Source organism: Pseudomonas sp. FEMGT703P (assembly GCF_002786345.1).
In the GTDB taxonomy this organism is placed as follows: Bacteria; Pseudomonadota; Gammaproteobacteria; order Pseudomonadales; family Pseudomonadaceae; genus Aquipseudomonas; species Aquipseudomonas peli.
In genome coordinates, this window is sequence record NZ_PGCM01000012.1 from 51,525 (window position 1) to 75,620 (window position 24,096).

A 24,096-nucleotide genomic window follows, 5' to 3' on the forward strand; every position below is an offset into this window, starting at 1 on the left:
CATCGACGCGGGTGGGGATCAGTAAATCGCTTGGTACAGCTTGCGCCGGTAAGCGATGACCAGTGGATGGTCATTGCCCAGCAGGTCGAAGACCTGCAACAGGGTCTTGTGCGGCAGGCCGTCGGCGTAGCTGCGGTTGCGAATAAACAGCATCAGCAGGGCGTCCAGCGCTGGTTCGTAGTGCTGGCGCGCCAGTTGCTGAATCGCCAACTGGTGGCTGGCTTCATCGTCGTCGGCATTTTGCGCTAAACGGGTTTTCAGGCTGGCCACATCTGGCAGCTCACTGGCCTGACGCAGGAAAGTCAGCTGCGCGCGGGCACCGGCCAGCGCCTGTTTGTGTTCATCGCCTTTTACCGCGCCCAGCACGGCTTCAGCCTCACCCAGCTCACCGCGCTCAGCCAGGCAGCGTGCATAGAGAATCAGCGCGGCCGCGTGTTCATTGTTTTCCGTCAGCAGCACTTTGAGCACCGCTTCGGCATCGGCAAAGCGACCTTCGCTGAATAGCGCCTGCGCGGCTTCCATTGGGTCGGCACCGGCTGGAGCCGGTTCGGCGACGTGGGGTTTGAGCATTTCGCGAATCGCCGACTCTGGTTGCGCGCCCGCAAAGCCGTCGACCGGCTGGCCATTCTTGAACAGCACCACGGTCGGTAGGCTGCGGATGCCGAAGCGGGCAACGATGTCCTGCTCGATATCGCAGTTGACCTTGGCCAGCAGCAGCTCGCCGTTATATTCCTCGGTGATCTTCGCCAGCAGCGGCATCAGTGCCTTGCAGGGCGCGCACCATTCCGCCCAGAAATCCACCAGCACTGGCTTCTGGAAGGAGTTCTCGATCACCAGCTGTTCGAAGCTGGCGCTGCCTGCGATATCAACGATGTAAGGGGACGTGCTCATGATCGGTCTCGGCGATGCGAAAAATGGGATGGACTATAAATGCGGGCTAGGGCTGGCGGATACAAGGGCTGCTAGTTGCGTTCGGCGTGGTACAGGCTGACATGACGAAACTCAGCCGGCTCGGCCAGGTCCGGCCAGGTGCAGGCTTCGAGTATGCCTAGGCGCTGGTACAGCGGGTGCTGAAAGTCGCGCACGCGTGAATCTGCCACCAGCGCTTCACGTCCACGACTGAGGAACTGGTCGAGCAGCGGCAGGTTGGCGCGGTCGTAAAGCACGTCGGCGACGATAATCAGGTCGAAGCGGTCAGCCTCGGCAAAGAAGTCTGCGGAGTAGCTCAGCTGCACATTGTTGAGTGCGGCATTCGCCTGACAGGATGCAAGCGCTAATGGATCAAGGTCGCAGGCCACTACTTCCAGCGCACCGGCTTTGGCTGCAGCAATCGCCGCCACACCTGAGCCCGCACCGAAATCCAGCACGCGCTTGCCGCGCACCCACTCAGGGTGCTCGGCCAGCCAGCGCGCCAGGACCAGTCCGCTGGCCCAGCAGAAACACCAGTAGGGCGGTTCTTCAAGGATCAGGCGGGTTTCTTCCGGGCTGAAGCAGCGGTCCATGTTCGCCGGGTCGATCAGCCACAACTTGATCTCCGTGCCGGGCAGGGTTTGCGCGCTGAGCTGGGCGTCACCCAGCAGTTCGCTGAGCGCAGCCTGTAGGGCGGCCGGTGCTGTCATGGCGCAGGTACCAGGCGCAACTCCCCGAGGTTCTGGGTTTCGCCGCGGGCAATCGGTTGCTCGGGCAGGCGCAGAATCAGCTGGCCAGCCTGATTGGCGCGGCCATGCAGCTCGATACGGCTGTGTTTATTGAAGGTTTCCGGGTTGAACGGCAAGCGAAACGCCAGCGGGTTGCCGGTACCGCGCAGTTGGATATTGCCCAGCAGCGTTTGCGGCCGGCCGCGTTGATCGACTGCCAGCAGGGCCAGCTCGACATCCGCTTCATGGGGCACATTCAACAGGCTGCCGCTCAGCTCGCGTTGATAAGCAGGCAGAGGCTTGGCTTCGGCCGGTGTGGTCGTCGGCGTCTGCACGGTGGGTTTTGCGGGCGGCGGGCTGTCGCTGGCACAGGCCGTCAACAAAGCGATCAGGCTCACGAGAATCAGCGGTTGTAACGGCGTGGGGGCTTTCATGGAAGGTCTCAACTGCGCTGGTTTGCATGGGCGCCTGTATACCGCAAACCCCTCGGCTTGTCTTGCCTGCGGGATGCGCTACCATGGCTACCTTCGTTCTAAGGCTGGCCTTATTTATGCACTGTCCCTTCTGCGGTGCCAATGACACCAAAGTGATCGACTCGCGCCTGGTTGCCGAGGGTGAGCAGGTGCGTCGTCGGCGTGAATGCCTGGCCTGTGAAGAGCGTTTCACCACCTTTGAAACCGCTGAGCTGGTGATGCCACGCCTGATCAAGCAGGACGGCAGCCGCCAGCCCTTCGATGAAGACAAGCTGCGTGCCGGCATGCAGCGTGCGCTGGAGAAGCGCCCGGTGAGTATCGAGCGCCTGGAAGCCGCAATTGCCCACATCAAGCACAAGCTGCGCGCCACTGGCGAACGCGAGATCAAGTCGCTGGTTCTGGGTGAGCTGGTGATGGGCGAGCTGCAAAAGCTCGATGAAGTGGCCTATATCCGCTTTGCCTCGGTGTACAAACGCTTTCAAGACCTTAACGAGTTCCGCGAGGAAATCGATCGACTGTCCCGCGAGCCTATTAAAGGTTGATGATGAATTCAGATCACGCCTTTATGGCGCGCGCGCTGGAGCTGGCCCGTAAAGGCTTGTACTCCACTCACCCTAATCCGCGCGTGGGCTGCGTGATCGTGCGTGACGGGCGTATCGTCGGCGAAGGCTGGCATGCCCGAGCCGGTGAACCGCATGCGGAAGTGCACGCGCTGCGTCAGGCAGGCGACAAGGCTCGTGGCGCAACGGCCTATGTCACGCTGGAACCCTGCAGCCACCATGGGCGTACACCGCCGTGTGCCGATGCCTTGATCAATGCCGGCGTTGCCCGTGTGGTCGCGGCTATGCAGGATCCCAATCCACAAGTCGGTGGTGATGGCCTGCTGCGCTTGATGCATGCCGGTATCGCTGTGCAGAGCGGCGTGCTGGAAACCGAGGCACGGGCGCTGAATGCCGGCTTTATCAAGCGGATGGAGAAGGGCTTGCCGTTTGTGCGGGTCAAGCTGGCCATGAGCCTGGACGGGCGCACCGCCATGGCCAGTGGTGAAAGCCAGTGGATCACCGGGCCCGCCGCCCGAGCGGCGGTTCAGCGGCTGCGCGCGCGCGCCAGTGTGGTGTTGACCGGCGCCGACACGGTGCTGGCCGATGATGCCCGGCTGACGGTACGCCCTGACGAGCTGGGCCTTGGGGCAGAGTTGAGCGCGCTGGCGCAGGCGCGACCACCCCTGCGGGTGCTGGTTGATGGACGCCTGCGAGTCCCGCTCAGCGTGCCGTTCTTTCAGGCAGGCGCTGCGCTGGTGGCGACGTGCGCAGCGGCTTCGGCGCGTGATCGCTATCTGGACGATGGACACGAATTATTGGCCGTACCCGGTAGCAACGGGCATGTTGACCTGCGTCGTCTGCTGGTCGAACTGGCCAATCGTGGTGCCAACGAAGTCCTGGTGGAAGCTGGGCCGCGGTTGGCCGGGGCGTTTGCCCGTCTGGGCCTGGTGGATGAGTACCAGCTGTTTGTCGCGCCCAAGCTGCTGGGGTCCAGCGCGCGGCCACTGCTTGACCTGCCGTTGGCGCGCATGGCCGATGCGCCAGCGTTGAAAATTGTTGAGATGCGCGCAGTCGGTGATGACTGGCGGATTATCGCGGTGCCACAGCCGGTTGTTTAACCAGCCGTTATCCGCAATGGCCCGCCATTCAGGCGGTCGTTTGCCGGTGCAGGGCGCGTGCAATATGTGGTAAAACGCGTCTCGGCTGCGCAAGCGGCCGTAACGTTCTCAGGGCGGGGTGTAATTCCCCACCGGCGGTAATGGCTGCATAGCCTAGCCCGCGAGCGCTTGCACGGTGGCGTAAACCGCTTGGCAAGGTCAGCAGACCCGGTGTGATTCCGGGGCCGACGGTTAAAGTCCGGATAAAGAGAGAGCGGGATTGCCTCAAGAAGGCGCGTTCAGGCGTGCCTCGAAATCCCTATCGATCAATCACGCCCTGTTTTTTATAAAACAGGAGTTGGTCTAGATGTCTGATTTTTATTCCAAGCCTAAGGCTACTGGCGTTGTGCGCCAGTGCTTTGCTGTGGCTGCGATACAGGGGGTGGCATGTTTACCGGCATAATCGAAGCTATTGGCAGTATCCGTGCCCTGACACCTAAGGGTGGCGATGTGCGGGTGTATGTGGAAACCGGCAAGCTTGACCTTGCAGACGTCAAGTTGGGCGACAGCATTGCGGTCAACGGCGTGTGCCTGACTGCAGTTGAGTTGCCCGGCGATGGTTTTTGGGCTGATGTCAGCCGCGAAACCTTGGCTCGTACCGCGTTTATCGACTTCAAGGCCGGTAGCAAGGTCAACTTGGAAAAGGCCCTGACACCCACGAGCCGCTTGGGTGGTCACTTGGTCAGTGGGCATATTGACGGTGTCGGTGAGATCGTATCGATGGCGGAAAATGCCCGAGCGTGGCAATTCACCATTCGTGCACCACGCGAACTGGCCAAGTACATCGCCCACAAAGGCTCGATCACCGTCGACGGCACGAGCCTGACCGTCAATGCGGTCAACAGCGCCGAATTTGAGCTGACCATCGTGCCGCACACCCTGGCCGAAACCATCATGCTCGACTACCGCCCTGGCCGCCAGGTCAACCTCGAAGTGGATCTGCTCGCGCGTTACCTGGAGCGCCTGTTGCTCGGTGACAAAGCCGCTGAACCTGCCGCCTCGGGCCTGACCGCCAGTTTTCTTGCCGAACACGGCTACCTGAATAAGTGAGATCGCCCGCATGGCCTTGAATACTGCAGCAGAACTGATCGAAGACATCCGCGCCGGCAAGATGGTCATCCTGATGGATGACGAGGATCGTGAGAACGAAGGCGACATCATCATCGCCTCGGAATGCGTCACCGCCGAGCACATCAACTTCATGGCCCGCTTCGCTCGCGGCCTGATCTGCATGCCCATGACCCGTGAGCGCTGCGAGCTGCTTAAGCTGCCGCTGATGGCACCGCGCAACGGCTCTGGATTCGGCACCAAATTCACCGTGTCGATTGAGGCCGCCGAAGGCGTGACGACCGGTATTTCCGCCGCTGACCGTGCGCGTACCGTGCAGGCTGCGGTTGCGCGGAATGTGACCGCCGACGATATTGTCAGCCCTGGCCATATCTTTCCTTTGATGGCTCAGCCTGGTGGCGTGCTGGCTCGTGCTGGGCACACGGAGGCGGCCTGTGATCTGGCGCGCATGGCCGGGTTCGAGCCGAGCGGAGTGATCTGCGAGATCATGAACGACGACGGCACCATGGCTCGTCGCCCGGAGCTGGAAGTGTTTGCTGAGCAGCATGGCCTGAAGATCGGCACCATCGCTGACCTGATCCACTACCGGCTGATCCACGAGCGCACTGTGCAGCGTGTCAGCGAACAGACGATCGACAGCGAGCTGGGCCAGTTCAACCTGGTCAGCTACCGCGATGACCTGGATGACAGCGTGCACATGGCCCTGACCCTGGGCGCCATCTGCGCCGAGACCCCGACCTTGGTGCGCGTGCACAACGCCGATCCGCTGCGTGACTTGCTGATGGTCAAGCAGGCTGGACGGTGGAGCCTTCGTGCGGCCATGGCCGAAGTGGCCAAGTCCGGCAGCGGTGTGGTGCTGTTGCTGGGCAATCCGATCAATGGTCCGGAGCTGTTGGCTCAACTGGAGCGCAGCCAAAGTGCAGAAAGCAAGTCAGCCAGCCCGGCGACCTACAGTACGGTGGGTGCCGGCTCACAGATTCTGCGTGACCTTGGCGTGCGCAAGATGCGCTTGCTCAGCTCGCCGATGAAGTTCAACGCGATATCCGGTTTCGACCTGGAAGTTGTAGAATACCTGCCCGCTGAATAACGACCGCCGCGCTACTGCGCATGGATAGACGGCGTTGCAAACAGGTTTGGCTTGTCCTTTACCTCGGTAAATGTCGCAGCCTTACCTGTTTCCGCCCCACCTGTCCTGCGCTCGCTACGCGCTGTTCCGTTGGGCTATAACTTTTTTGCCCCCTGGCTCTTTAACGCTATATGAGAATTGTTTTATGACCCTGAAGACCATCGAAGGTACTTTTATCGCCCCCAAGGGCCGTTTTGCTCTGGTTGTCGGCCGTTTCAACAGCTTCGTTGTTGAAAGCCTGGTCAGCGGTGCGGTGGATGCGCTGGTGCGCCATGGTGTGAGCGAAAGCGACATCACCCTCATTCGCGCGCCGGGTGCCTTCGAGATTCCGCTGGTCGCGCAGAAAGTCGCCCAGCGCGGTGACTTCGACGCCATCATCGCCCTCGGTGCGGTCATCCGTGGCGGCACTCCGCACTTCGAGTACGTGGCAGGCGAGTGCACCAAGGGCCTGGCTCAGGTGTCCATGGAATTCGGCGTGCCGGTTGCATTCGGTGTTCTGACTGTCGACTCCATCGAGCAAGCCATTGAGCGCTCCGGCACCAAGGCCGGCAACAAGGGTGCGGAAGCAGCACTGTCCGCCCTGGAAATGGTCAGCCTGCTGGCGCAGTTGGAGGCCAAGTGAGCCAGCACGACGGTAACGGGCAGCAGCCTCAAGCACCCAAAAAAGGCCCCAGCACCAAGACGCTGGCGCGCCGTCAGGCACGTACGTTGGCCATGCAGGCGCTGTATTCCTGGCACATGGCAGGCCAGTCGCTGAACGAGATCGAAGCACAGTTCCGTGTCGACAATGATTTCACGGCGGTGGACGGTGCCTACTTCCATGAAATCCTGCACGGCGTGCCGCGGCAGAAAACCGAGATTGATGGCGCGTTCGAGTCGCTGCTTGATCGTCCGCTGGATGAGATCGACCCGGTTGAGCTGTCGATCCTGCGCTTGTCGACCTTCGAGCTGAAAAACCGCATCGATATTCCTTATCGCGTGGTGATCAACGAAGGTATCGAGCTGGCCAAGGTGTTTGGTGCAACCGACGGACACAAGTTCGTCAATGGTGTGCTGGACAAGCTGGCGCCGCGCCTGCGCGCGGATGAAGTTCGCGCTAACAAGCGTTAAGCCTGTTTTGGGTGAGTTTGAGCTGATCCGTCATTACTTCGCCGCTGCGTCTTGTGCGCAGGCCGGCGAAGGCGTGGCATTGGGGATCGGCGACGATTGTGCCTTGTTGCAGGTGCCGGTCGGCGAGCAGCTGGCCATTTCTACTGACACCTTGGTTGCCGGGGTGCATTTCCCTGAATCGCCTGACCCGTTTCTGCTTGCGCAACGTGCGCTGGGCGTATCGATCAGCGATCTGGCCGCGATGGGCGCGACGCCTGTTGGCTTTACCCTGGGCTTGACCCTGCCCAGTGCTGATGCCGACTGGCTGCAGGCGTTCGCCTCCGGTCTGGACCGGATGGCCCAGCAGTGCGCCATCCGCCTCATTGGTGGCGATACCACCCGGGGGCCTTTGAGCCTCACGCTGACCGTATTTGGCCGCGTGCCGGCTGGCATGGCGCTGACCCGCAAGGGCGCGCAGGTCGGTGATCTGCTCTGCGTTGGCGGTGAGTTGGGTGATGCGGCGGGGGCCTTGCCACTGGTGCTTGGGCAACGGGACGCCGAGCCCGCAGTGGCCGAGCCGTTGCTGGCGCGCTACTGGTCACCTATGCCGCAGCTCGACTTGGGTCAGGCACTGCGCGGCAAAGCCACAGCTGCATTGGATATCTCCGATGGGTTGCTGGCCGATTGTGGTCATATCGCCGCCGCCTCTGGCGTAGCGTTAATCATCGAGCAGGCACGGGTGCCGATGTCTGCCACCCTGTTGGCCTTTGCGGGTGAGTCAGCGGCGCTCCAGTGCGCATTGAGCGGTGGCGATGATTACCGCCTGGCATTTACCCTGCCGACGGCCCATCTGGCTGATTTACAGCAAGCCGGTTGGCCGGTACGTGTTATTGGTCGTGTTGTGGCCGGTGAGGGCGTTACCCTGCTGGACGCGCAAGGTCAGCCCGTAAAGCTGCCGTTTAGCGGTTATCAACATTTTGGACGTGTCAGTGACTGATCATCCCAAGCAAGTTCCCGCCGAGTTTGTACCGCCTTCGGTATGGCGCAATCCCTGGCATTTCCTGGCCTTTGGCTTTGGCTCCGGTACTTTGCCGAAAGCTCCAGGCACCTGGGGGTCGCTGGTGGCGCTGCCCTTTATGCCGTTATTTCAGATGCTGCCCGACTGGGGTTACTGGCTGATGCTTGGCATCACCATGTTGTTTGGCTTCTGGCTGTGCGGCAAAGTGGCGGATGACCTGCGGGTGCATGACCATGAAGGTATCGTCTGGGACGAAATGGTCGGCATGTGGATTACGCTTTGGTTAGTACCCGACGGCTGGGGCTGGCTGCTGCTAGGCTTTTTATTGTTCCGTGTGTTCGACATCCTCAAACCGTGGCCGATTCGTTGGATTGATCGGCATGTGCATGGCGGTGTCGGCATCATGCTTGATGACGTACTTGCCGGTGTGTTTGCCTGGATGGCTCTGCAACTGATTGTCTGGGGTTGGGGCAATGGGCTGGCTGCTGCGCTGGGCTGGTAATCAAAAGGGATTGAAAATGGGCCGCTGCTGTCGGTGGTTGCTGTGGCTGGTGATAAGTGCTGTCAGCGGGCCGCTGTGCGCCGTTGAGCTTACGCAGATCCGTATAGCCAGTGACACCTGGGAAGGCCGCACTCATCCTGATGGCAGCGGTATGGTGTGGGAGATTTTCCGCACGGTGTTCGAGCCTGCTGGCGTGAGGCTGGATATCCAGACGGTCCCTTACACCCGCTCCATCGGTCTGGTGCAGCGCGGCGCTGCCGATGCCTGGGTGGGTTCTTACCTTAACGAAGTCGAGCAAGGCGTGTTCTATCCGCGCTGGAACTACGACTTCGATCAGATTTCTGCGCTGGGCCTGCTGGACAAACCCATCCCGACCCAGCAGTCCCTTGGCGAATTCCGCCTGGCCTGGATGCGCGGTTATGAATACCAGCGCTATCTGCCAAATTTGCACCAGTACCGCGAAGTGCTGCGTCGCGGCGGAATCCTACGTATGTTGGACATGGGCCATGTAGATTTCTATATCGATGCCCTGGCCGAAGTTGACGATGTGTTGCGCACGACCAGCCAGCCCGAGCGCTACCGTGTTACTCAGCTGACCGACCTGCCGACTTACCTGGGTTTTGCCGATACGCCGCGTGGCCGGGCGCTGGCTGAGTTGTTCGATAAACGCATGGACAGCCTGGTGGCGGACGGCAGCCTACGGCCTATTTTTCAGCGCTGGCAGCAACCTTATCCATTTGACTAACCTGTGCGAGACGCTCCATGTACGCCTTGAAAGTACTGTTGTTGAGCCTGCCGCTACTGCTGAGCAGTGGCGTCATGGCGGCCACCCAGGTACGGGTTGTCGGCCTGTTCCCTGGCGCTGCGGTGTTGAATGTCGATGGCCAGCGCAAGCTGGTCAAGGTCGGTCAGGTTGGCCCAGGTGGCGTGGTGGTGGTCAGTGCTGATAGCCGTGGCGCGGTGTTGCGTGTCGATGGCGTGGAGCGCAGCTACAACTTGAGTCGTGAGTACAGCGATGGCTTTGCCGAAGCGCGGAAGAAACAGCTCAGTGTGGCCAAGGGCATCGGTGGGCATTACTGGATTGCAGGTTCGGTCAATGGTCAGTCCATCCAGTTCCTGGTGGATACCGGCGCCACTTCGGTGGCCCTGAATGATGAGCATGCGCGCCGTCTGGGGATCGATTACCGGGTGATGGGTTCGCCTTTGCAAGTCAGCACTGCCAGCGGTACCGCGCGTGGTTGGCGCGTGACGCTGGATCGGGTGAAGGTTGGTGAGCTGGAAGTGCTGGGCGTTGATGCGGTGGTGTTGGAAGGCGGCTCGCCGACCGAGGCGCTGCTTGGCATGAGCTTTCTCGGTCGCGTTGGCTGGAAGGTTGAACAGGATGTGCTGGTGCTGGAGTCCAAATACTAGCTCTTGCGTTGGTTCGATTCTTATCATCAGTAATTCAAGCCAAGCGGCTGCCAGGGCCTGCTGTTACAATGCCGGCCTTATTATTCCTGCCCATTTTCTTTAGGAGCATCCGGTGTCCGTCGTGTTTGTCGCCGCCTCCCAGTTGCCTACGCCTTTTGGCGTGTTCACCATGCATGGCTTCCTCGAAGAGGCCACAGGCAAGGAACATGTAGCCCTGACCTTTGGTGATGTGGCCGATGGCGCGCCCGTACTGGGCCGTTTGCACTCCGAATGCCTGACGGGCGATGCGCTGTTCAGTTTGCGTTGCGACTGCGGTTTCCAGCTCGAAGCGGCGCTGCGTGCGATTGCCCATGAAGGCCGTGGCGTTCTGCTCTACCTGCGTCAGGAAGGCCGTGGCATCGGCCTGCTGAACAAGATCCGCGCCTATGAGCTACAGGATGGCGGCGCTGACACCGTAGAAGCCAATGAGCGCTTGGGCTTTGGCGCGGATCAGCGTGACTACGCCATCTGCTTGCCGATGCTCGATCACTTGGGTATCAGCCAGCTTAAGCTGATGACCAACAACCCGCGCAAGGTCAAGGCGCTGGGCGACATGGGCATCAATGTGGCTACCCGTGTGCCGCTGCAGATCGACCACAACCCGCACAACCAAAAATACCTCGCGACCAAGGCCGGCAAACTCGGGCATATGCTCGGCAGCCTGCACCAGGGCGAGGTCGAGGAAAGCCTGTGACGCGCGGTCAAGTGCGCCGTCGACTGGCGCTGGAGTGGTGGCGGCAACTGGCCGTGACCCTGGCGCCATTGTTCGTGCTCAATCTGCTGTTTGGCGCCGAACAGAAAACCGGTCTGCTGACCATGCCGCTGTTTATCGCCGGCCTGGCCTCAATGTTTGTTAGCCTGCCGCTGTTCAGTGGCTACAAGCGCGCGCTGGTGGCCACGGAACAAGCGCTCGATACTGCCGATGAGCACGATGCCTGGCTGGAACTGGCGCGTGTGCGCCGCCTGGCCTTTCTCGGCGCAGCGTTGCCAGCCTGGATTGCCGCTATCGCAGTCTTCGCCGGTCTGGAAGCGATCCCGCTGATCCTTCTCGCGATTTCCAGCATCGTTCTGCTGTACCTCTATCGCATTCCACGCCAACTCGGCTGATGCGCGCTGCCACTCTCTGTTTGCTGCTGTTGCTGGCGTTACCCGCAGCAGCCGTCGAACGGGTGGTCACCCTAGCCCCGTCCCTGACTGAGATCATGCTGGAGCTGGATGCGGGCGAACTCTTGGTTGGCCTGCTGGATGGCGGTGAGCGCCCGGCAGCGGTGGCGCAACTGCCTTCGGTGGGCCGCTATGGCCAGCTTGAGCTGGAAAGCGTGCTCAAATTGCAGCCTGACCTGGTGCTGCTCTGGCCTGACAGCATCAGCCGTGCGCAACGTCAGCAGCTAGAGCGCATAGGGATTCCACTGCTGATTGTGGAACCGCGCAAACTGGATGATCTGGCGGAGAACTTCGTCGAAATCGGCGCGCGTATCGGTCGCCTCGACAAGGGTAGGGCGCTGCAACAGCAATTCAATAACGGTCTGGTCGCACTGCGTCAGCGTTATCAACGTGAACAGCCTTTGCGGCTGTTCTATCAGGTCTGGGATACGCCGCTGTACACCATCGGCGGCGAGCAGATTATCAGTGACGCCCTGCGTATCTGCGGCGCCGAGAATGTCTTTGCCGAACTCAGCTTGCCGGCGCCTCAGGTCAGTGTGGAAGCGGTGCTGCAAGCAAACCCCGAGGTGATTCTGGCCAGTGTGCAAGAGCAGCTAGATGCCTGGCGCAGCTGGCCGGGCGTGGCGGCGGTTGAGCGCAAGCAGCTGTGGCTGGTGCCGGATGCGGGACTGGAGCGGCCAAGCTTTCAGATGCTTGGGGCGGTGGAGAAACTCTGCCAGCAATTGCAGCGGGCGCGATGATTGAGAAGGGGCCTATGGGTTAGGCCCGCTCTCGATGGTCAGAAGCGATAACCCAGGCTGAGCCGCACGTCTTCTTCGTTGGCGGAATAGAGGCCTTTGCCACCCGGTAGCCAGTCGGCATAGGAGGCGTAGCTGTCGTAGCGCTTACCGGTTAGGTTGTTGACGCGTAGCTTGGCGTTGAACTGCTCATAGTCGTAGTTCAGGCCAAGATTGAACAGGGTGTAGCCACCTTCGCGGCCTAGGGCATGGCCGTCATCTCCAGCCAGGTAGCGTGGCCCGGTGTAGTTGCTCTCCACATAGCCTGTCAGTCCTTTCAGCAATTGATAGCTCAGGCTCATGCCAGCGGTATGTCGCGCAACCCAGGGCACGTCGTTGCCCTCGAATGCGCCGGCGCGGTAGTGTGCGTCGGTGAAGCTGTATTGCCCGTTGAGGCTCAAGCGTTCAGTGAGCTGGCGCTGGCCTTCCAGCAACAGGCCGTCACGGCGAGTCTTGTCCAGGTTGATGGTGACGAAATTGAGTGGGTCGAACAGCAGCTCATCTTCAAGGTCGAGGCGGTACAGGCTGAGTTGATAGCGTTGTACGCCATCCTGCCATTCGGCCCCCGTTTCCCAGGACGTCCCGGTTTGCGGTTTGAGGAAGTCGACGTCCGGCAGGGTAAAGGCGTTGTCCTCGACGTTGGCGAAGCGCAGTACGTCTTCGCGCTTGAGAAACAGCCGGACTTGGCGGGCGGCTTGCCAGTTGAGGCCGATGCTGCTGCTGTCTTCGCGGTCGGTATGGGCGTGCGCCACGGCGTTGTCACGGTCTTCTGCCTCGCTGGTGCGGTAGCCCAGGGTAAGGGTGAGATCCCGATACAACGGTTGGCTCAGTTGGCTGTACCAGTCGCGTAGCGTCTGGTGGGAACGGGTGTCGCCAAACACTGAGCTGAGTTCGTAATCGCTGCTGATGTGGTCGTGGCCCAGCAGCCACTCACCACGGCCGAAGTCACTATTCCAGTGGCCGGTCAGGCGCGGGCTGAGGCTTTCCACCCGAGTGCCTTGGATAAAAGGTGAGGCGAACAGAGCGCCGACGCCATCGCTATCGCGGTAGCTGTAGTCGAAGTCGGCGGTCCAGTGCGTACCCAGATTCTGCTGGAAGGCCAGGCGCTGCACTTGAGTCTTGCTGTCGTTGAAGTCCTGCGGCGAGCCTGCGGCTTTACGGTCGGCGCGGCGTTGCGCCTCGGTCAGGCGGCCTGGGTAGCGCAACTCGTCATCTATGCTCTGCTGCTCGTACAGCGCCCAGCCATTGTCATGGTCGTAGCGCAGGCGGCCAAAGGCATTGCTGTAGCTGGCATTGTTGTTGTCGCGATAGCCATCCGTATGTCGGGACTCGCCGCTGCCGTAGAGCGAAAAGCCGTGCCCCAGCTGTTGGTTGAAATGCCCACGGTATGCTTCCAGATCATGGCTGCCGCGACTGGTCTCAAGGTAGCCTTCATTCTCGCTGGGCTGACGGGTGATGATATTGATCACCCCGCCCACGGCTTGGTCGCCGTACAGCACGCTGCCGGCGCCGCGGATAATCTCGATTCGTTCGATATTGCTCAGCGGCACGCTATTGAGGTTGGCGGCTTCCTGGCTGGGGTTGTTCAGCCGGCGGCCATCCACCAATACCAAGGTGTTATTCGCCGCATTGGCGCCGAAGCCACGAAAGCTCAAAGAGACCCGATTGCCGTCGCCGAGCGTGTCTTGAATTTGCAGCCCCGCCTGGGTGCGCAGCACATCCACCAAGCTGCTGGCAGCGCTAATTTCGATCTGCTCACGGCTGATCACGGCGACGCTAGCCGGTGCCGGGGTTTGCAGCGGTGTGGCACGGGTAATCACCAGCGGCTGGGCTTGATAGGGCTGAGTCGCTTCAGCAGCCAGCGCCAGGCAAGGTGCAAGCGCCACAGCCAGGGCGAGACGGGACATTTTCACGTAGAGAATCCTCAAAAGATCAAACGACTTTTGAGGAGGGCAGGGGCAAGAACGGGCGCGCTGGCGCAGCCTGAGCTTGACGGTGATGCCCTCCGCAACACCAGTCACATCCAGCAAGGCCGGTCTCCGGGCTCTCGACGTGCGCCGCCTCGCCTTCCCGGGATAACCCAGTGGCGTTGAGGCGACGTGCAGAACGACTCTGCGGTCGATTACCGTTGCGGGGGCAGCGCCGGGATGGTTCTTAACGAACGCACCGGCTTCCCGTTTAACGCCGCTTCACTGTGGAAGGGCGCACCTTGGCGGAAGTAAAACGCCGCGCACCTTAATGCGCGGGTGAATGAATTACAAGCAAGCCTGGCTCAGCTCTGGATGAGCGGTGCTCATGCAGAAAGCATGGCAAGGCGTGCGCGGATGGCGGCCTCGATGCCGGCGGCATCCAATCCACATTCGGCGAGCATCTGCGCAGGCTTGGCGTGCTCGACGTAGTAGTCCGGCAGGCCCAGGTGCAGCACAGGTTTGAGGATGCCAGCGTGGGCGAGGAACTCGCTGACCGCACTGCCGGCACCGCCCATCACGCTGTTTTCTTCGATAGTGACCAGCAGCTCGTGGCTGGCGGCCAGCTGGCGTACCAAGGCCTCATCCAGCGGTTTGACAAAGCGCATGTCGACCACCGTTGCATCCAGTACTTCGCCGACCTTGAGGGCTTCGGCCAGTTGTACGCCAAAGACCAGCAGTGCGGTTTGCTTGCCGTGGCGGCGAATGGTGCCCTTGCCGATTTCCAGCGGTTCCAGGCCCGGCTCGATGGCGGCATTCGGACCGCTACCACGCGGATAGCGCACGGCGGCCGGGCCATTGAACAGGTGACCGGTGGTGAGCATGCGGCGCAGCTCGTTTTCATCGCTCGGCGTCATCACCAGCATGCCGGGGATGCAGCGCAGGTAGGCAATGTCGAAGCTGCCGGCGTGGGTCGGGCCGTCTTCGCCGACCAGGCCGGCGCGGTCAATGGCGAACAGCACGTCGAGGTGCTGCACCGCCACATCGTGGATCAGCTGGTCATAGGCGCGTTGCAGGAAGGTCGAATAGATCGCCACCACCGGTTTGGCACCGTCGCAGGCCATGCCGGCCGCCAGGGTCACGGCATGCTGTTCGGCGATGGCCACGTCGAAATAGCGCTCGGGATAACGTTCGCTGAACGCCACCAGGTCCGAGCCTTCTTTCATCGCAGGCGTGATCCCGACCAGGCGCGGGTCTATCGCGGCCATGTCGCACAGCCATTGGCCGAACACGCTGGAGTATTTCGGGCCGCTGGTTTGTTTGGGGACGGCCGGCGCGTTAATCGGCTCCAGCTTGGTAATGGCGTGGTAGCCAATCGGGTCGGCTTCGGCCGGGGCGAAGCCCTTGCCTTTCTTGGTCACCACATGCAGGAACTGCGGGCCGTCGAGGTCGCGCATATTACGCAGGGTGGCGAGCAGGGTGGGCAGGTCGTGGCCGTCGATCGGGCCGACATAGTTCCAGCCCAATTCTTCGAACAGGGTGCCGGGCACCAACATGCCTTTGGCGTGTTCTTCGACCTTGCGCGCGATTTCCCAGGCACCCGGCAGGTGCGAGAGGATCTTCTTGCTGCCTTCGCGCATGTTCGAGTAGGTGCGGCTGGAGATGATCTTGGCCAGGTAGTTGGACAGGCCGCCGACGTTCTTGGAAATCGACATGTCGTTGTCGTTGAGGATTACCAGCATATTGGCACCCACGTCGCTGGCGTGGTTCAGTGCCTCGAAGGCCATGCCGGCAGTCATGGCACCGTCGCCGATTACGGCAACGGCCTTGCGTTTGCTGTTCTGCAGGCGCGCGGCGATGGCCATGCCCAGTGCGGCGCTGATGCTGGTGCTGGAGTGGCCGACGCCAAAGGTGTCGTACTCACTTTCCGAGCGGCGCGGGAAGGCGGCGATGCCGTCCTTCTGGCGCAGGCTGCCCATTTGTTCGCGGCGGCCGGTGAGAATCTTGTGCGGGTAGGCCTGATGGCCCACGTCCCACACCAGGCGGTCGTCCGGAGTATCGAAGACGTAATGCAGGGCCACGGTCAGTTCGATCACGCCCAGGCCCGCACCAAAATGTCCGCCCGTCTGCCCAACGGTATACAGCAGGTACTGGCGCAGCTCGTCGGCCAGAATTTCCAGTTCGGCTTCACCCAGACGGCGCAGCTCGTCCGGCGTATTGGCGCGGTCTAGAAGGGGCGTCAGCGGGCGCTCACGGGGAATCTCGTGGAAGGTCGTCGGCATCAGGCAGATCGTTATCGGTGCAAAAGATGCGGCAGTTTACCCGAAGCGCCGGAAACTGCCCAAACAAGGTTCGGGCAGACGGTTGTTACCAGGTGTCGACTGAGCGTTTCTTGCCTTCGCGCGGAGCGGGTTTAGGCGTGGCGTTGAGGCCGCGCAGCAGCCACGCGCGGGTTTCCACGGGGTCGATCACCGCATCGATCTCCAGGAAGCTGGCCATATTGATGCCCTTGCCATTCTCGTATGCCTTGGCCACCAGTTTGTCGAACAGCTGTTGGCGTGCCGCCGGTTCTTCGACGGCGGCCAGTTCCTTGGCAAACCCCAGGCGTACCGCGCCTTCCAGGCCCATGGCGCCAAATTCGGCACTGGGCCAGGCGATGGTGAACAGCGGCGAATGGAAACTGCCGGCCGCCATGGCCTGGGCGCCGAGGCCGTAGCCTTTGCGCAGCACTACGGTGAAAAACGGCACGGTCAGACTGGCGGCGGCAACGAACATGCGCGAAACATGGCGCACAGTGGCCTGTTTCTCCGCCTCCGGGCCGACCATAAAGCCGGGGGTGTCGCACAGCGACAGCAACGGAATATCGAAGGCATCGCACAGCTGCATAAAGCGCGCAGCCTTGTCGCCGGCAACCGCGTCGATGGCGCCGCCGAGGTGTGCTGGGTTGTTGGCCAGCAGGCCAAATGGCTGGCCTTCGATGCGGATAAAGGCAGTGATCAGTCCTGGGGCGAACTCGCGGCGCAGTTCCAGCACGCTGTCCCTGTCGGCGAGGGTGGCAATCACTTGGCGGATGTCATACACGCGCAAACGGTTTTCCGGGATCAGCTGGCGCAGCTCGCGCTGATCGGCGCAGTCCCATTCGCTGAGCGCACCCTGGAAGTAGCTCAGGTACTGCTTGGCCACCTGCACCGCTGCGGCTTCATCGGCCACCCGTACGTCGATGACGCCATTGGGGCCCTGCACGCTGACCGGGCCGACCTGTTCCGGTTTGAAGCTGCCCAGGCCGCCGCCTTCGATCATCGCCGGACCGGCCATGCCGATAGTGGCGTTGTCGGTGGCGATAATCACATCGCAGCAGCCGAGTAATGCGGCGTTACCGGCAAAGCAGCGCCCGGACACCACGCCCACCAGCGGCACCAGGCCGGAGAGTTTGGCCATGCCGACAAAGGTGTGGCAGTCCAGTCCGGCCACGCCGACAAAATCGGTATCGCCCGGCCGGCCGCCTCCACCCTCTGCAAACAGCACCACCGGCAAGCGCCACTGCGCGGCGAGGCCGAGCATGCGGTCGGTCTTTTTGTGGTTCATCACACCCTGGGTGCCGGCGAAGACCGTGTAGTCGTAGGCGATGGCCATGCAGCGCGCCGCCTGGTTGCCGAATGCTTCGGCGTTGACCGTACCGGTGCCGGCCACCAGGCCATCGGCCGGACTCTGCTCAATCAGCTCGGCTAGCGAGCGGCGCCGCCGTTGGGCGGCAATCGCCAGGGCGCCGTATTCGCTGAAACTGCCTTCATCCAGCAGGTCCGCCAGGTTCCCGCGCACGGTGCGTTGACCCGTCTTGCGCCGTTTGGCCACGGCGGCAGGACGGCGTACATCGGTGAGGAGCGCGTGGCGTTCGAGCACTTCGGCCAGGTCCTCACGGATATGATCCAGGTCTAGGTTCTGTTCGCTCTGGCGGGCAGCGGCGTCGACCTCGGCGGGTTCGATAAACAGCAGCGGCTGGCCTTCATTGAGCGCGCTACCGACCTGCACGGCCAACTGGCGGACGATGCCGCTGTGGCTGGCGGTGACGACAAACTCCATTTTCATTGCTTCCAGCACGGCAATGCTCTGGCCGACAGCCACCGCATCGCCTTCGGCCACCTCCAGGCTGGCTACCACGCCGGTGCTGTGGGTTAGCAGGGGCACGCAGCCGGGTGGTGCATCCTGTATCTGCTGTGTGTCTTGGCTGGCCGCCTGCGCACCGGCAAAGAAATGATGTGGATGGGCCTGGGGCTGGGCGGCCAGCAGCTCGCTTAGCTGGCTTTCGACAAAGCGCGTGGTCAGCTGATAGCTCGCCACTTGCGGCAGGCGCAGCAGGTTCTGCAGCAGGTGCAGGTTGCTCGCCACACCTTCCAGGCGGAATTCGCATAACGCGCGGTAGGCGCGGCGCAGGGCGCTGGGGTAGTCCGGCGCGTGGGCGATCAGCTTGGCCAGCAGTGAGTCGTAACTGGGGCTGACCGGGTAGCCGGCGTAACCGTAGCCATCTACGCGCAGGCCCAGGCCGCTGGGCGGCTGGTAGGCCGTCAAGGTGCCGGCGGCTGGGCGGGTGCTGCCATCGCTGCTCATGCTTTCCAGGTTGATGCGCAGCTGTACGGCGCAGCCATTAAGCGGCGGCGGCTGCATCAGGCCGAGTTGCTCAAGCGACTGACCCGCCGCCAGCTTGAGCTGGGTGTGCAGCAGGTCGATGCCGGTGACCTGCTCGGTGACGGTGTGCTCGACCTGAATGCGCGGGTTGGCTTCCATAAAGTAAAAGCGCTCAGGCTGCTCGGCATCCAGCAGAAATTCGAACGTACCCAGGCCTTGGTACTGCGCCGCGCCGGCCAGTTTTAGCGCGGCCGCGATCATCCGTTCGCGGGTGGCCGCAGGCAGGTCCGGGCTGGGGGCGATTTCCACCAGCTTCTGCTGGCGGCGTTGCAGGCTGCAGTCGCGCTCCCACAGATGGCTCACCGCGCCCGTGCTATCGCCACGTACCTGAATTTCGATATGCCGGGCCTGGCTGACCAGCTGTTCGATATACAGCGCATCACTGCCGAAGGCGGCGCGGGCTTCGGACTGGCAGCGTGCAAAGGCCTCGTCCAGCTCACTGGCTGCGAATACCGGGCGCATGCCGCGACCACCGCCGCCCGCCAGGGCCTTGAGCATGACGGCGCCATGTTCAGCGAGAAAGCCATGGGCTTCCTCCAGATTGATCGGCCGATTGATCCCCGCCACCAGCGGCACGGCGCAGCGTTCGGCTAACGCCCGCGCCGCTGCCTTGTCGCCAAACAATTGCAGCACCTCGCTGCTGGGGCCGACAAAGCGCAGCCCAGCGGCCAGACAGCGACGGGCGAATTCGGCGTTCTCTGCGAGAAAACCATAGCCGGGGTGAACGGCATCGCAGCCCTGCGTCTGGGCAATCGCGATCAGCTGGTCCATATCCAGGTAAGCCGGTACGCCACGGCCCTTGAGCGCCACGGCGCTGTCGGCCTGCCGCACATGCAGGGAGGCAACATCGTCTTCGGCGTAGATGGCGACCGAGCGGATGCCCAGCTCACTGGCTGCGCGGGCGATGCGAATGGCGATTTCGCCCCGGTTGGCGATCAGCAGGGCGGCGAAGGGCGCAGTCGTAATGGGCATGATGGCTCCAGATTTTTATTCTGCAGCCATCTTAGGCGTTCGACAGGAGAGGTAAACCAAGCCTCAGTGGGCGTAAGTTGGGGTATTTGTCTGGGTGATGATCGACGGGGCCTGGGTAGCCCGGATGCAATCCGGGAACTGTTTGTCGGCGCTGGATTTTCCCGGATTACATCCGGGCTACGGGTTGCGGCTGGGATGTTCGCGGGCATGGCCCGCTCCTACAAAAAACGTCGAATTCCGTAGGAGCGGGCCATGCCCGCGATAGGTACTACGCCGCTCAGCTGCGCCGTTCGACGATATAGCGCGCCAGTTCACGCAGCGGTTCAGCCGCCTGGTCGAACGGGCGCAGTGCATGCAGGGCTTGGTCACGCAGTTCCAGGGCATAGGCCTTGGCCGCGTCAAGGCCGAGCAGGGCCGGGTAGGTCGGCTTGTCGTGGGCCTGATCTTTGCCCTGCGTCTTGCCGAGGGTGGCGGTGTCGCTTTCCACGTCGAGGATGTCGTCCTGCACCTGGAAGGCCAGGCCGATGGCGCGGGCGTAGATGTGCAGGGCTTTTAGTGCGTGTTCATCAGCCCGGCCACTGGCCAATGCGCCGAGCTGTACGCTGGCTTCGATCAGCGCGCCGGTTTTGTGCCGGTGCATGATTTCCAGGGCGTTCTGGTCGAGGGTCTGGCCCACTGAGCCGAGGTCGATGGCTTGCCCACCTACCATGCCGGCCGGGCCAGCGGCGCGCGCCAGGGCGCTGAGCATGGCCAGACGCAGGTCGGCGTCATGCGGGTTGTGTGCGGCATCGCTGAGCACTTCAAACGCCAGGCTCTGCAGGCCATCACCGGCGAGAATCGCGCAGGCTTCATCGAAGGCGATGTGGGTAGTCGGCTGGCCGCGGCGCAGGTCGTCATCGTCCATTGCCGGCAGGTCATCGTGGACCAGGGAATAGGCGTGAATCAGCTCCACCGCACAGGCGGCCGCATTGGCGCGCTCCGGAGTGCCGCCGAGGGCTTCACAGGCGGCGTAGGCCAGCAGCGGGCGTACGCGCTTGCCGCCATTGAACAGGCTGTAGCGCATGGCGGCGTAGAGGCGTTCCAGTTCCGGGCGTGGGCTGCTCAGGAGATTTTCCAGGGCAGCATCGACGCGACGCTGGCAGTCGCTCTGGTAGGCCGCAATCATGCCTGTTGGTCCGCGTCGAAGGGGGCTTCCTCCAGCTCGCCGTCGCGCTCCATGAGGATTTGCACTTTCTGTTCGGCCTGGGCCAGCGCCGCCTGGCAATCACGGGTCAGGCGCACGCCTTGCTCGAAGGCCGTCAACGAGTCTTCCAGCGACAGCTCGCCGTTTTCCAGACGCTCGACCAGGTTCTGCAGATCGGTCAGGGATTGCTCGAAGTCGAGCGCGGCTTTTTTGCGGGCGGCCATGGCGGATATCTCGGGGTAGATCGGGGAGTCGGAACCGGCGCGACACTAGCAGAGCCATGCCGCGCGGGCAAATCAGCGCGGCAGGTGGCTGGCTGTCAGCCGATTACGCCGTAGCCGCGTGCCATCAGCACCGCTAGTAATGGGATGACCAGTAGCAGCAACAGTTCCAGGCGAATCACCATGATCACCAGGCGCGCCTTGGCTGGACTGACCTGCGGCACTTCGCCGGCCTTGAGGCTGTTGCGCCAGTTAAGGAAGACAAAGGTCGGCACCACGGAAATCAGCCCGACCAGGATAAACAGGCCGACTTTGGCGTGAAACAGGCTGTTGCCCAGGTAGTAGTCCAGGCCCTTGCCGTACCAGAGCACCCGCGCCAGCCCGGTAAACAGCACCACGCCGGCGCAGATGCCGTAGGCGATGTCGGTGATGATCAGGTTGCGCGCGCGGCGCACGTCCAGCGGCAGTTTGAATTGCACATGCTCGATGCTGAGCAGGGCGAACAGCAGAAATATCGACAGGTAGTGCAGGTAGGCGGCAATGGCTTGGCCCATGGTTGCGTCCTTTCTTTAGGGTGTGTGATCAGCTGGCTAGCTCGACCCGGTTACGGCCATTGCCTTTGGCCTGATACAGCGCCTGGTCAGCGCGGTTCATGGCTTCGTTTGGCGTCTCACCTGGCGTGCGCAGGGCTGCGCCGATGCTGATGGTCAGGCTGAGCTGCTGCTCATCCAGCTCAATGGGCTCTTTGCTCAGGGTGTTGCGAATCCGCTCGGCAATGTGCAGCAGTTCCTGTTCATCGTGTACCTGCAGCAGCACCACGAACTCCTCACCGCCGCTGCGGGTGACGATATCTTGCGGGCGCACGGCCGCATTGATGCGCCGGGCAGTTTCCCACAGCACCTGATCACCTGCGGCATGCCCGTACTGGTCGTTAATCCGTTTGAAATGATCAAGGTCGCAGAACAGTACACCCAGGTGTAGGCCGAGTTCGTCTGCCTGCTGTTCCTGCTTGAGCAGGAAGTGGTTCAGGCCGGCACGGTTCCAAAGTTGTGTCAGCGGATCGAGCATGGTTTTGCGTTGCTCGCGGCTCAGGGCCTCGCGCAGTTTTGCAGTCTGGGCACTGACATGGCGCAGCTTCAGGTAACCCTCCACCAGCACAGCCATGTCGACAAACAAACGCAATTGTTTGGCGGTGAGCTGCCGGGGCTCCGGATCGATCATGCACAGCGTACCCAGTGGCTGGCCTTCTTCGGAGAGCAACGGCTGTCCGGCATAGAAGCGAATCTGCGGGTTGTTGATCACTACCGGGTTATCGTGAAATCGCAGATCGTTGTGCGTGTCTTCGACGATAAAAGGTTGAGTGCCAAGAATGGCGTGAGCACAAAAGGAGATGGTTCGTGGGGTTTCGGTGATCTCCAGGCCGATGCGCGACTTGAACCACTGGCGGTCATGGTCGATCAGGCTGATCAGCACGGTCTTCACCCCGAAAACTTCACGTACTACCCGCACCAGCGTGTCCAGGTACGCGTCGGCCGGGGTGTCGACCAGCTCGTTATCATCGAGAATCTGCTGGCGCAGAACTTCATCGCAGGGCATTTCAGGACTGAGCATGGGGTGTTCCTGATTGACTGGTGGCGAACCATTGATTGGTACGTGTCAGACGATAAGCATAGCCACCTAGGCACAGACCGCGAAGGGCCATAAAAGCCAGCAGGGCCAGCCATAACCCGTGGTTGCCCAGCGTTTGCAGCCACCATGCCAATGGCAGGCTTAGCAGCAGGGCAAGGAGCATGGCGTTGCGCATTTCGCGGGCGCGGGTTGCGGCGATAAACAGGCCGTCGAGCAAGTAGCTCCAGACGCCGATGAGTGGCAACAGAGCTAGGTAGGGTAAATAGGTCAGGGCCATGCTGCGCACCGCGGCAATATCGGTCTGCAGGCCGATAAACCAGTGTCCACCCAGCCAGAAAAGTAAGGCAAATCCCACGCTCGCCAGCAGGGACCAGGCCCCCGCCACCAGTAGGCTGCGCCGCAGTGCCTGGCGATCCCCCGCTCCCAGCGCATGTCCGCCGAGCGCCTCGACTGCATGGGCCAGCCCGTCTAGGGCGAAGGCGCTTAGCATCAGTCCATTGATCAGCAGAGCGTTGGCCGCCACTGTGGCATCACCTAGGCGGGTGCCTTGTACGGTGATGAGAAAAAATGCCGCTTGCAGCGCCATGGTGCGGATAAAAATATCGCGATTTACCGCCAGCAAAGGGCGCCAGTTCCTCCATAGCCGCAGCGCGGGCCAATTGATGCGCCCAGCTTGGCGCTTGATTGTCTGGCGCGCCAGGTAAAGGCCGAGCAGTGCGCCACTCCATTCAGCCAGTACGGAGCCCCAGGCCGCGCCCGCCACTTCCCAGCCCAGCCCCAGAACGAACAGCAGGGTCAGGGCAACATTGAGCAGGTTGGTGCCAAGCATGATCAATAACGGCCCACGGGCGTTTTGTGTGCCCAGTAGCCAGCCGACCAGGGCATAACTGGCCAGCGCACCCGGCAGGCCGAATAGCCGAATATGCAGATAACTGCGGGCAAGGGCGTCGAGCTGCGTTGAAGGCTGCATCAGTTCCAATATCGGTGCGCTGAGCAGGCGCATCAGCAGGCTGAGCGCCAAGGCAAGTACGCCGCCCAACAACAAGGCTTGTAGCAACACCTGGCGCAGCGCACTGCCGTCCCTGCGGCCAGCTGCTTGGGCGGTAAATCCCGTGGTGCCCATCCGCAGAAAACCAACGCTGCCGACCAATAAGCCGTACAAGCTTGCTCCCACCGCCACTGCAGCCAATTGATGGGCGTGCGGTAAGTGGCCGACCACCGCACTGTCGACCAGCGCCACCAGGGGCACCGAGAGGTTGCAGAGGATCATCGGCGCAGCCAGTGCCCAGACCCGTTTATGGGTAGGCGAGTGCTGCCAGGCATCGCGTAAGGCGTTTATCAAATGTGCTCTCAAACTTGATTGGCGGTAGCTGCAACGAAATGCGCGGGCGTGTGTCACAGGCGGGTTATTAAACACTGATCGACAGGCGTGCGCTGCCAAGCAATTTTGCATGTGCGCGCTTAGTGGTCGGTGAGCGCCTCGACTATAGTGTCAGGCCT

General features: G+C 61.9%; 24 protein-coding genes and 2 riboswitches. Of the genes, 13 read left to right on the forward strand and 11 right to left on the reverse strand.

Features of this window, described 5'->3' with window-relative positions:
• Positions 1–18 precede the first annotated feature (18 nt).
• The 3 genes from trxA to CUR33_RS17990 all read right to left on the reverse strand — a co-directional run bounded on the left by trxA (position 19) and on the right by CUR33_RS17990 (position 2,071).
• Positions 19–891, reverse strand: coding sequence for a thioredoxin (trxA, locus tag CUR33_RS17980; protein WP_289240460.1), 873 nt, complete (start codon positions 889–891; stop codon positions 19–21).
• Between the two features lie 71 nt (positions 892–962).
• Entirely contained in the window at positions 963–1,619 is a 657-nt protein-coding gene (locus CUR33_RS17985; RefSeq protein ID WP_289240461.1) for a class I SAM-dependent methyltransferase, read from the reverse strand.
• Positions 1,616–2,071 carry a YbaY family lipoprotein gene (locus CUR33_RS17990; RefSeq protein ID WP_289240462.1) on the reverse strand — a complete coding sequence of 152 codons (456 nt, stop codon included), beginning with the start codon at positions 2,069–2,071 and terminating at the stop codon, positions 1,616–1,618. Before CUR33_RS17990 ends, CUR33_RS17985 begins: the two co-directional genes overlap by 4 nt.
• Positions 2,072–2,187: 116 nt before the next feature.
• On the opposite strand from CUR33_RS17990, the gene nrdR reads away from it, so the two are divergent.
• From nrdR to CUR33_RS18055, 13 genes are all read left to right on the forward strand, one after another.
• Positions 2,188–2,652 carry a transcriptional regulator NrdR gene (gene nrdR, locus CUR33_RS17995; protein WP_090255738.1) on the forward strand — a complete coding sequence of 155 codons (465 nt, stop codon included), beginning with the start codon at positions 2,188–2,190 and terminating at the stop codon, positions 2,650–2,652.
• On the forward strand, positions 2,652–3,770 hold the full coding sequence (ribD, locus tag CUR33_RS18000; RefSeq protein ID WP_090255735.1) for a bifunctional diaminohydroxyphosphoribosylaminopyrimidine deaminase/5-amino-6-(5-phosphoribosylamino)uracil reductase RibD: 1,119 nt from the start codon (positions 2,652–2,654) through the stop codon (positions 3,768–3,770). Before nrdR ends, ribD begins: the two co-directional genes overlap by 1 nt.
• Positions 3,771–3,870: 100 nt before the next feature.
• Positions 3,871–4,029: riboswitch (FMN riboswitch) on the forward strand.
• 167 nt (positions 4,030–4,196) lie between these two features.
• A complete protein-coding gene (locus CUR33_RS18005; RefSeq protein WP_289240463.1) occupies positions 4,197–4,859 on the forward strand; it encodes a riboflavin synthase in 663 nt (220 codons plus the stop codon).
• 10 nt (positions 4,860–4,869) lie between these two features.
• Positions 4,870–5,964 (forward strand): bifunctional 3,4-dihydroxy-2-butanone-4-phosphate synthase/GTP cyclohydrolase II, encoded by a 1,095-nt coding sequence (ribBA, locus tag CUR33_RS18010; protein WP_090255731.1) that lies wholly within the window; start codon positions 4,870–4,872, stop codon positions 5,962–5,964.
• A 184-nt stretch (positions 5,965–6,148) separates the two neighbouring features.
• Complete coding sequence (ribH, locus tag CUR33_RS18015) at positions 6,149–6,625, forward strand: 6,7-dimethyl-8-ribityllumazine synthase (protein WP_090255729.1); 477 nt, start codon at positions 6,149–6,151, stop codon at positions 6,623–6,625.
• Positions 6,622–7,113 carry a transcription antitermination factor NusB gene (gene nusB, locus CUR33_RS18020; RefSeq protein WP_169852851.1) on the forward strand — a complete coding sequence of 164 codons (492 nt, stop codon included), beginning with the start codon at positions 6,622–6,624 and terminating at the stop codon, positions 7,111–7,113. The genes ribH and nusB overlap by 4 nt, the downstream gene beginning before the upstream one ends.
• Before the next feature lie 7 nt (positions 7,114–7,120).
• Positions 7,121–8,089 carry a thiamine-phosphate kinase gene (thiL, locus tag CUR33_RS18025; RefSeq protein WP_289240641.1) on the forward strand — a complete coding sequence of 323 codons (969 nt, stop codon included), beginning with the start codon at positions 7,121–7,123 and terminating at the stop codon, positions 8,087–8,089.
• Positions 8,082–8,612: a phosphatidylglycerophosphatase A family protein gene (locus CUR33_RS18030; RefSeq protein WP_090255725.1), complete on the forward strand. Its 531-nt coding sequence runs from the start codon at positions 8,082–8,084 to the stop codon at positions 8,610–8,612. Before thiL ends, CUR33_RS18030 begins: the two co-directional genes overlap by 8 nt.
• A 16-nt stretch (positions 8,613–8,628) precedes the next feature.
• Complete coding sequence (locus CUR33_RS18035; protein ID WP_160089316.1) at positions 8,629–9,357, forward strand: substrate-binding periplasmic protein; 729 nt, start codon at positions 8,629–8,631, stop codon at positions 9,355–9,357.
• A gap of 17 nt (positions 9,358–9,374) precedes the next feature.
• The gene (locus tag CUR33_RS18040) at positions 9,375–10,022 is read left to right on the forward strand and encodes a retropepsin-like aspartic protease family protein (RefSeq protein ID WP_289240464.1); all 648 of its coding nucleotides are present in this window, start codon (positions 9,375–9,377) and stop codon (positions 10,020–10,022) included.
• A 112-nt stretch (positions 10,023–10,134) separates the two neighbouring features.
• On the forward strand, positions 10,135–10,755 hold the full coding sequence (ribA, locus tag CUR33_RS18045) for a GTP cyclohydrolase II (RefSeq protein ID WP_090255721.1): 621 nt from the start codon (positions 10,135–10,137) through the stop codon (positions 10,753–10,755).
• Positions 10,752–11,168, forward strand: coding sequence for an MFS transporter (locus CUR33_RS18050; RefSeq protein WP_289240465.1), 417 nt, complete (start codon positions 10,752–10,754; stop codon positions 11,166–11,168). Before ribA ends, CUR33_RS18050 begins: the two co-directional genes overlap by 4 nt.
• Positions 11,168–11,965, forward strand: coding sequence for a cobalamin-binding protein (locus tag CUR33_RS18055; RefSeq protein ID WP_289240466.1), 798 nt, complete (start codon positions 11,168–11,170; stop codon positions 11,963–11,965). Before CUR33_RS18050 ends, CUR33_RS18055 begins: the two co-directional genes overlap by 1 nt.
• A 38-nt stretch (positions 11,966–12,003) precedes the next feature.
• On the opposite strand, the gene CUR33_RS18060 is transcribed toward CUR33_RS18055, so the two are convergent.
• From CUR33_RS18060 to CUR33_RS18095, 8 genes are all read right to left on the reverse strand, one after another.
• A complete protein-coding gene (locus tag CUR33_RS18060) occupies positions 12,004–13,908 on the reverse strand; it encodes a TonB-dependent receptor (RefSeq protein WP_289240642.1) in 1,905 nt (634 codons plus the stop codon).
• A 106-nt stretch (positions 13,909–14,014) separates the two neighbouring features.
• Positions 14,015–14,228: riboswitch (cobalamin riboswitch) on the reverse strand.
• 66 nt (positions 14,229–14,294) lie between these two features.
• Complete coding sequence (gene dxs, locus CUR33_RS18065) at positions 14,295–16,190, reverse strand: 1-deoxy-D-xylulose-5-phosphate synthase (protein ID WP_289240467.1); 1,896 nt, start codon at positions 16,188–16,190, stop codon at positions 14,295–14,297.
• Between the two features lie 85 nt (positions 16,191–16,275).
• Positions 16,276–19,563 carry a carboxyl transferase domain-containing protein gene (locus tag CUR33_RS18070; protein WP_289240468.1) on the reverse strand — a complete coding sequence of 1,096 codons (3,288 nt, stop codon included), beginning with the start codon at positions 19,561–19,563 and terminating at the stop codon, positions 16,276–16,278.
• A gap of 277 nt (positions 19,564–19,840) precedes the next feature.
• Complete coding sequence (ispA, locus tag CUR33_RS18075) at positions 19,841–20,728, reverse strand: (2E,6E)-farnesyl diphosphate synthase (protein WP_289240469.1); 888 nt, start codon at positions 20,726–20,728, stop codon at positions 19,841–19,843.
• The gene (locus CUR33_RS18080) at positions 20,725–20,970 is read right to left on the reverse strand and encodes an exodeoxyribonuclease VII small subunit (RefSeq protein WP_090255704.1); all 246 of its coding nucleotides are present in this window, start codon (positions 20,968–20,970) and stop codon (positions 20,725–20,727) included. Before CUR33_RS18080 ends, ispA begins: the two co-directional genes overlap by 4 nt.
• 95 nt (positions 20,971–21,065) lie before the next feature.
• Entirely contained in the window at positions 21,066–21,521 is a 456-nt protein-coding gene (locus CUR33_RS18085) for a DUF2214 family protein (RefSeq protein ID WP_289240470.1), read from the reverse strand.
• A 28-nt stretch (positions 21,522–21,549) separates the two neighbouring features.
• Positions 21,550–22,578: a sensor domain-containing diguanylate cyclase gene (locus CUR33_RS18090; protein ID WP_289240471.1), complete on the reverse strand. Its 1,029-nt coding sequence runs from the start codon at positions 22,576–22,578 to the stop codon at positions 21,550–21,552.
• Entirely contained in the window at positions 22,565–23,935 is a 1,371-nt protein-coding gene (locus CUR33_RS18095; protein WP_289240643.1) for an MATE family efflux transporter, read from the reverse strand. The genes CUR33_RS18090 and CUR33_RS18095 overlap by 14 nt, the downstream gene beginning before the upstream one ends.
• Between the last annotated feature and the right edge of the window lie 161 nt (positions 23,936–24,096).

What these genes read in the sequence shown, in the direction of transcription:
- trxA (WP_289240460.1), bottom strand. Translation starts at nt 891, where the DNA reads ATGAGCACGTCCCCTTACATCGTTGATATCGCAGGCAGCGCCAGCTTC.
- CUR33_RS17985 (WP_289240461.1), bottom strand. Translation starts at nt 1,619, where the DNA reads ATGACAGCACCGGCCGCCCTACAGGCTGCGCTCAGCGAACTGCTGGGT.
- CUR33_RS17990 (WP_289240462.1), bottom strand. Translation starts at nt 2,071, where the DNA reads ATGAAAGCCCCCACGCCGTTACAACCGCTGATTCTCGTGAGCCTGATC.
- nrdR (WP_090255738.1), top strand. Translation starts at nt 2,188, where the DNA reads ATGCACTGTCCCTTCTGCGGTGCCAATGACACCAAAGTGATCGACTCG.
- ribD (WP_090255735.1), top strand. Translation starts at nt 2,652, where the DNA reads ATGATGAATTCAGATCACGCCTTTATGGCGCGCGCGCTGGAGCTGGCC.
- CUR33_RS18005 (WP_289240463.1), top strand. Translation starts at nt 4,197, where the DNA reads ATGTTTACCGGCATAATCGAAGCTATTGGCAGTATCCGTGCCCTGACA.
- ribBA (WP_090255731.1), top strand. Translation starts at nt 4,870, where the DNA reads ATGGCCTTGAATACTGCAGCAGAACTGATCGAAGACATCCGCGCCGGC.
- ribH (WP_090255729.1), top strand. Translation starts at nt 6,149, where the DNA reads ATGACCCTGAAGACCATCGAAGGTACTTTTATCGCCCCCAAGGGCCGT.
- CUR33_RS18035 (WP_160089316.1), top strand. Translation starts at nt 8,629, where the DNA reads ATGGGCCGCTGCTGTCGGTGGTTGCTGTGGCTGGTGATAAGTGCTGTC.
- CUR33_RS18040 (WP_289240464.1), top strand. Translation starts at nt 9,375, where the DNA reads ATGTACGCCTTGAAAGTACTGTTGTTGAGCCTGCCGCTACTGCTGAGC.
- CUR33_RS18055 (WP_289240466.1), top strand. Translation starts at nt 11,168, where the DNA reads ATGCGCGCTGCCACTCTCTGTTTGCTGCTGTTGCTGGCGTTACCCGCA.
- CUR33_RS18060 (WP_289240642.1), bottom strand. Translation starts at nt 13,908, where the DNA reads ATGTCCCGTCTCGCCCTGGCTGTGGCGCTTGCACCTTGCCTGGCGCTG.
- dxs (WP_289240467.1), bottom strand. Translation starts at nt 16,190, where the DNA reads ATGCCGACGACCTTCCACGAGATTCCCCGTGAGCGCCCGCTGACGCCC.
- CUR33_RS18070 (WP_289240468.1), bottom strand. Translation starts at nt 19,563, where the DNA reads ATGCCCATTACGACTGCGCCCTTCGCCGCCCTGCTGATCGCCAACCGG.
- ispA (WP_289240469.1), bottom strand. Translation starts at nt 20,728, where the DNA reads ATGATTGCGGCCTACCAGAGCGACTGCCAGCGTCGCGTCGATGCTGCC.
- CUR33_RS18080 (WP_090255704.1), bottom strand. Translation starts at nt 20,970, where the DNA reads ATGGCCGCCCGCAAAAAAGCCGCGCTCGACTTCGAGCAATCCCTGACC.
- CUR33_RS18085 (WP_289240470.1), bottom strand. Translation starts at nt 21,521, where the DNA reads ATGGGCCAAGCCATTGCCGCCTACCTGCACTACCTGTCGATATTTCTG.
- CUR33_RS18090 (WP_289240471.1), bottom strand. Translation starts at nt 22,578, where the DNA reads ATGCTCAGTCCTGAAATGCCCTGCGATGAAGTTCTGCGCCAGCAGATT.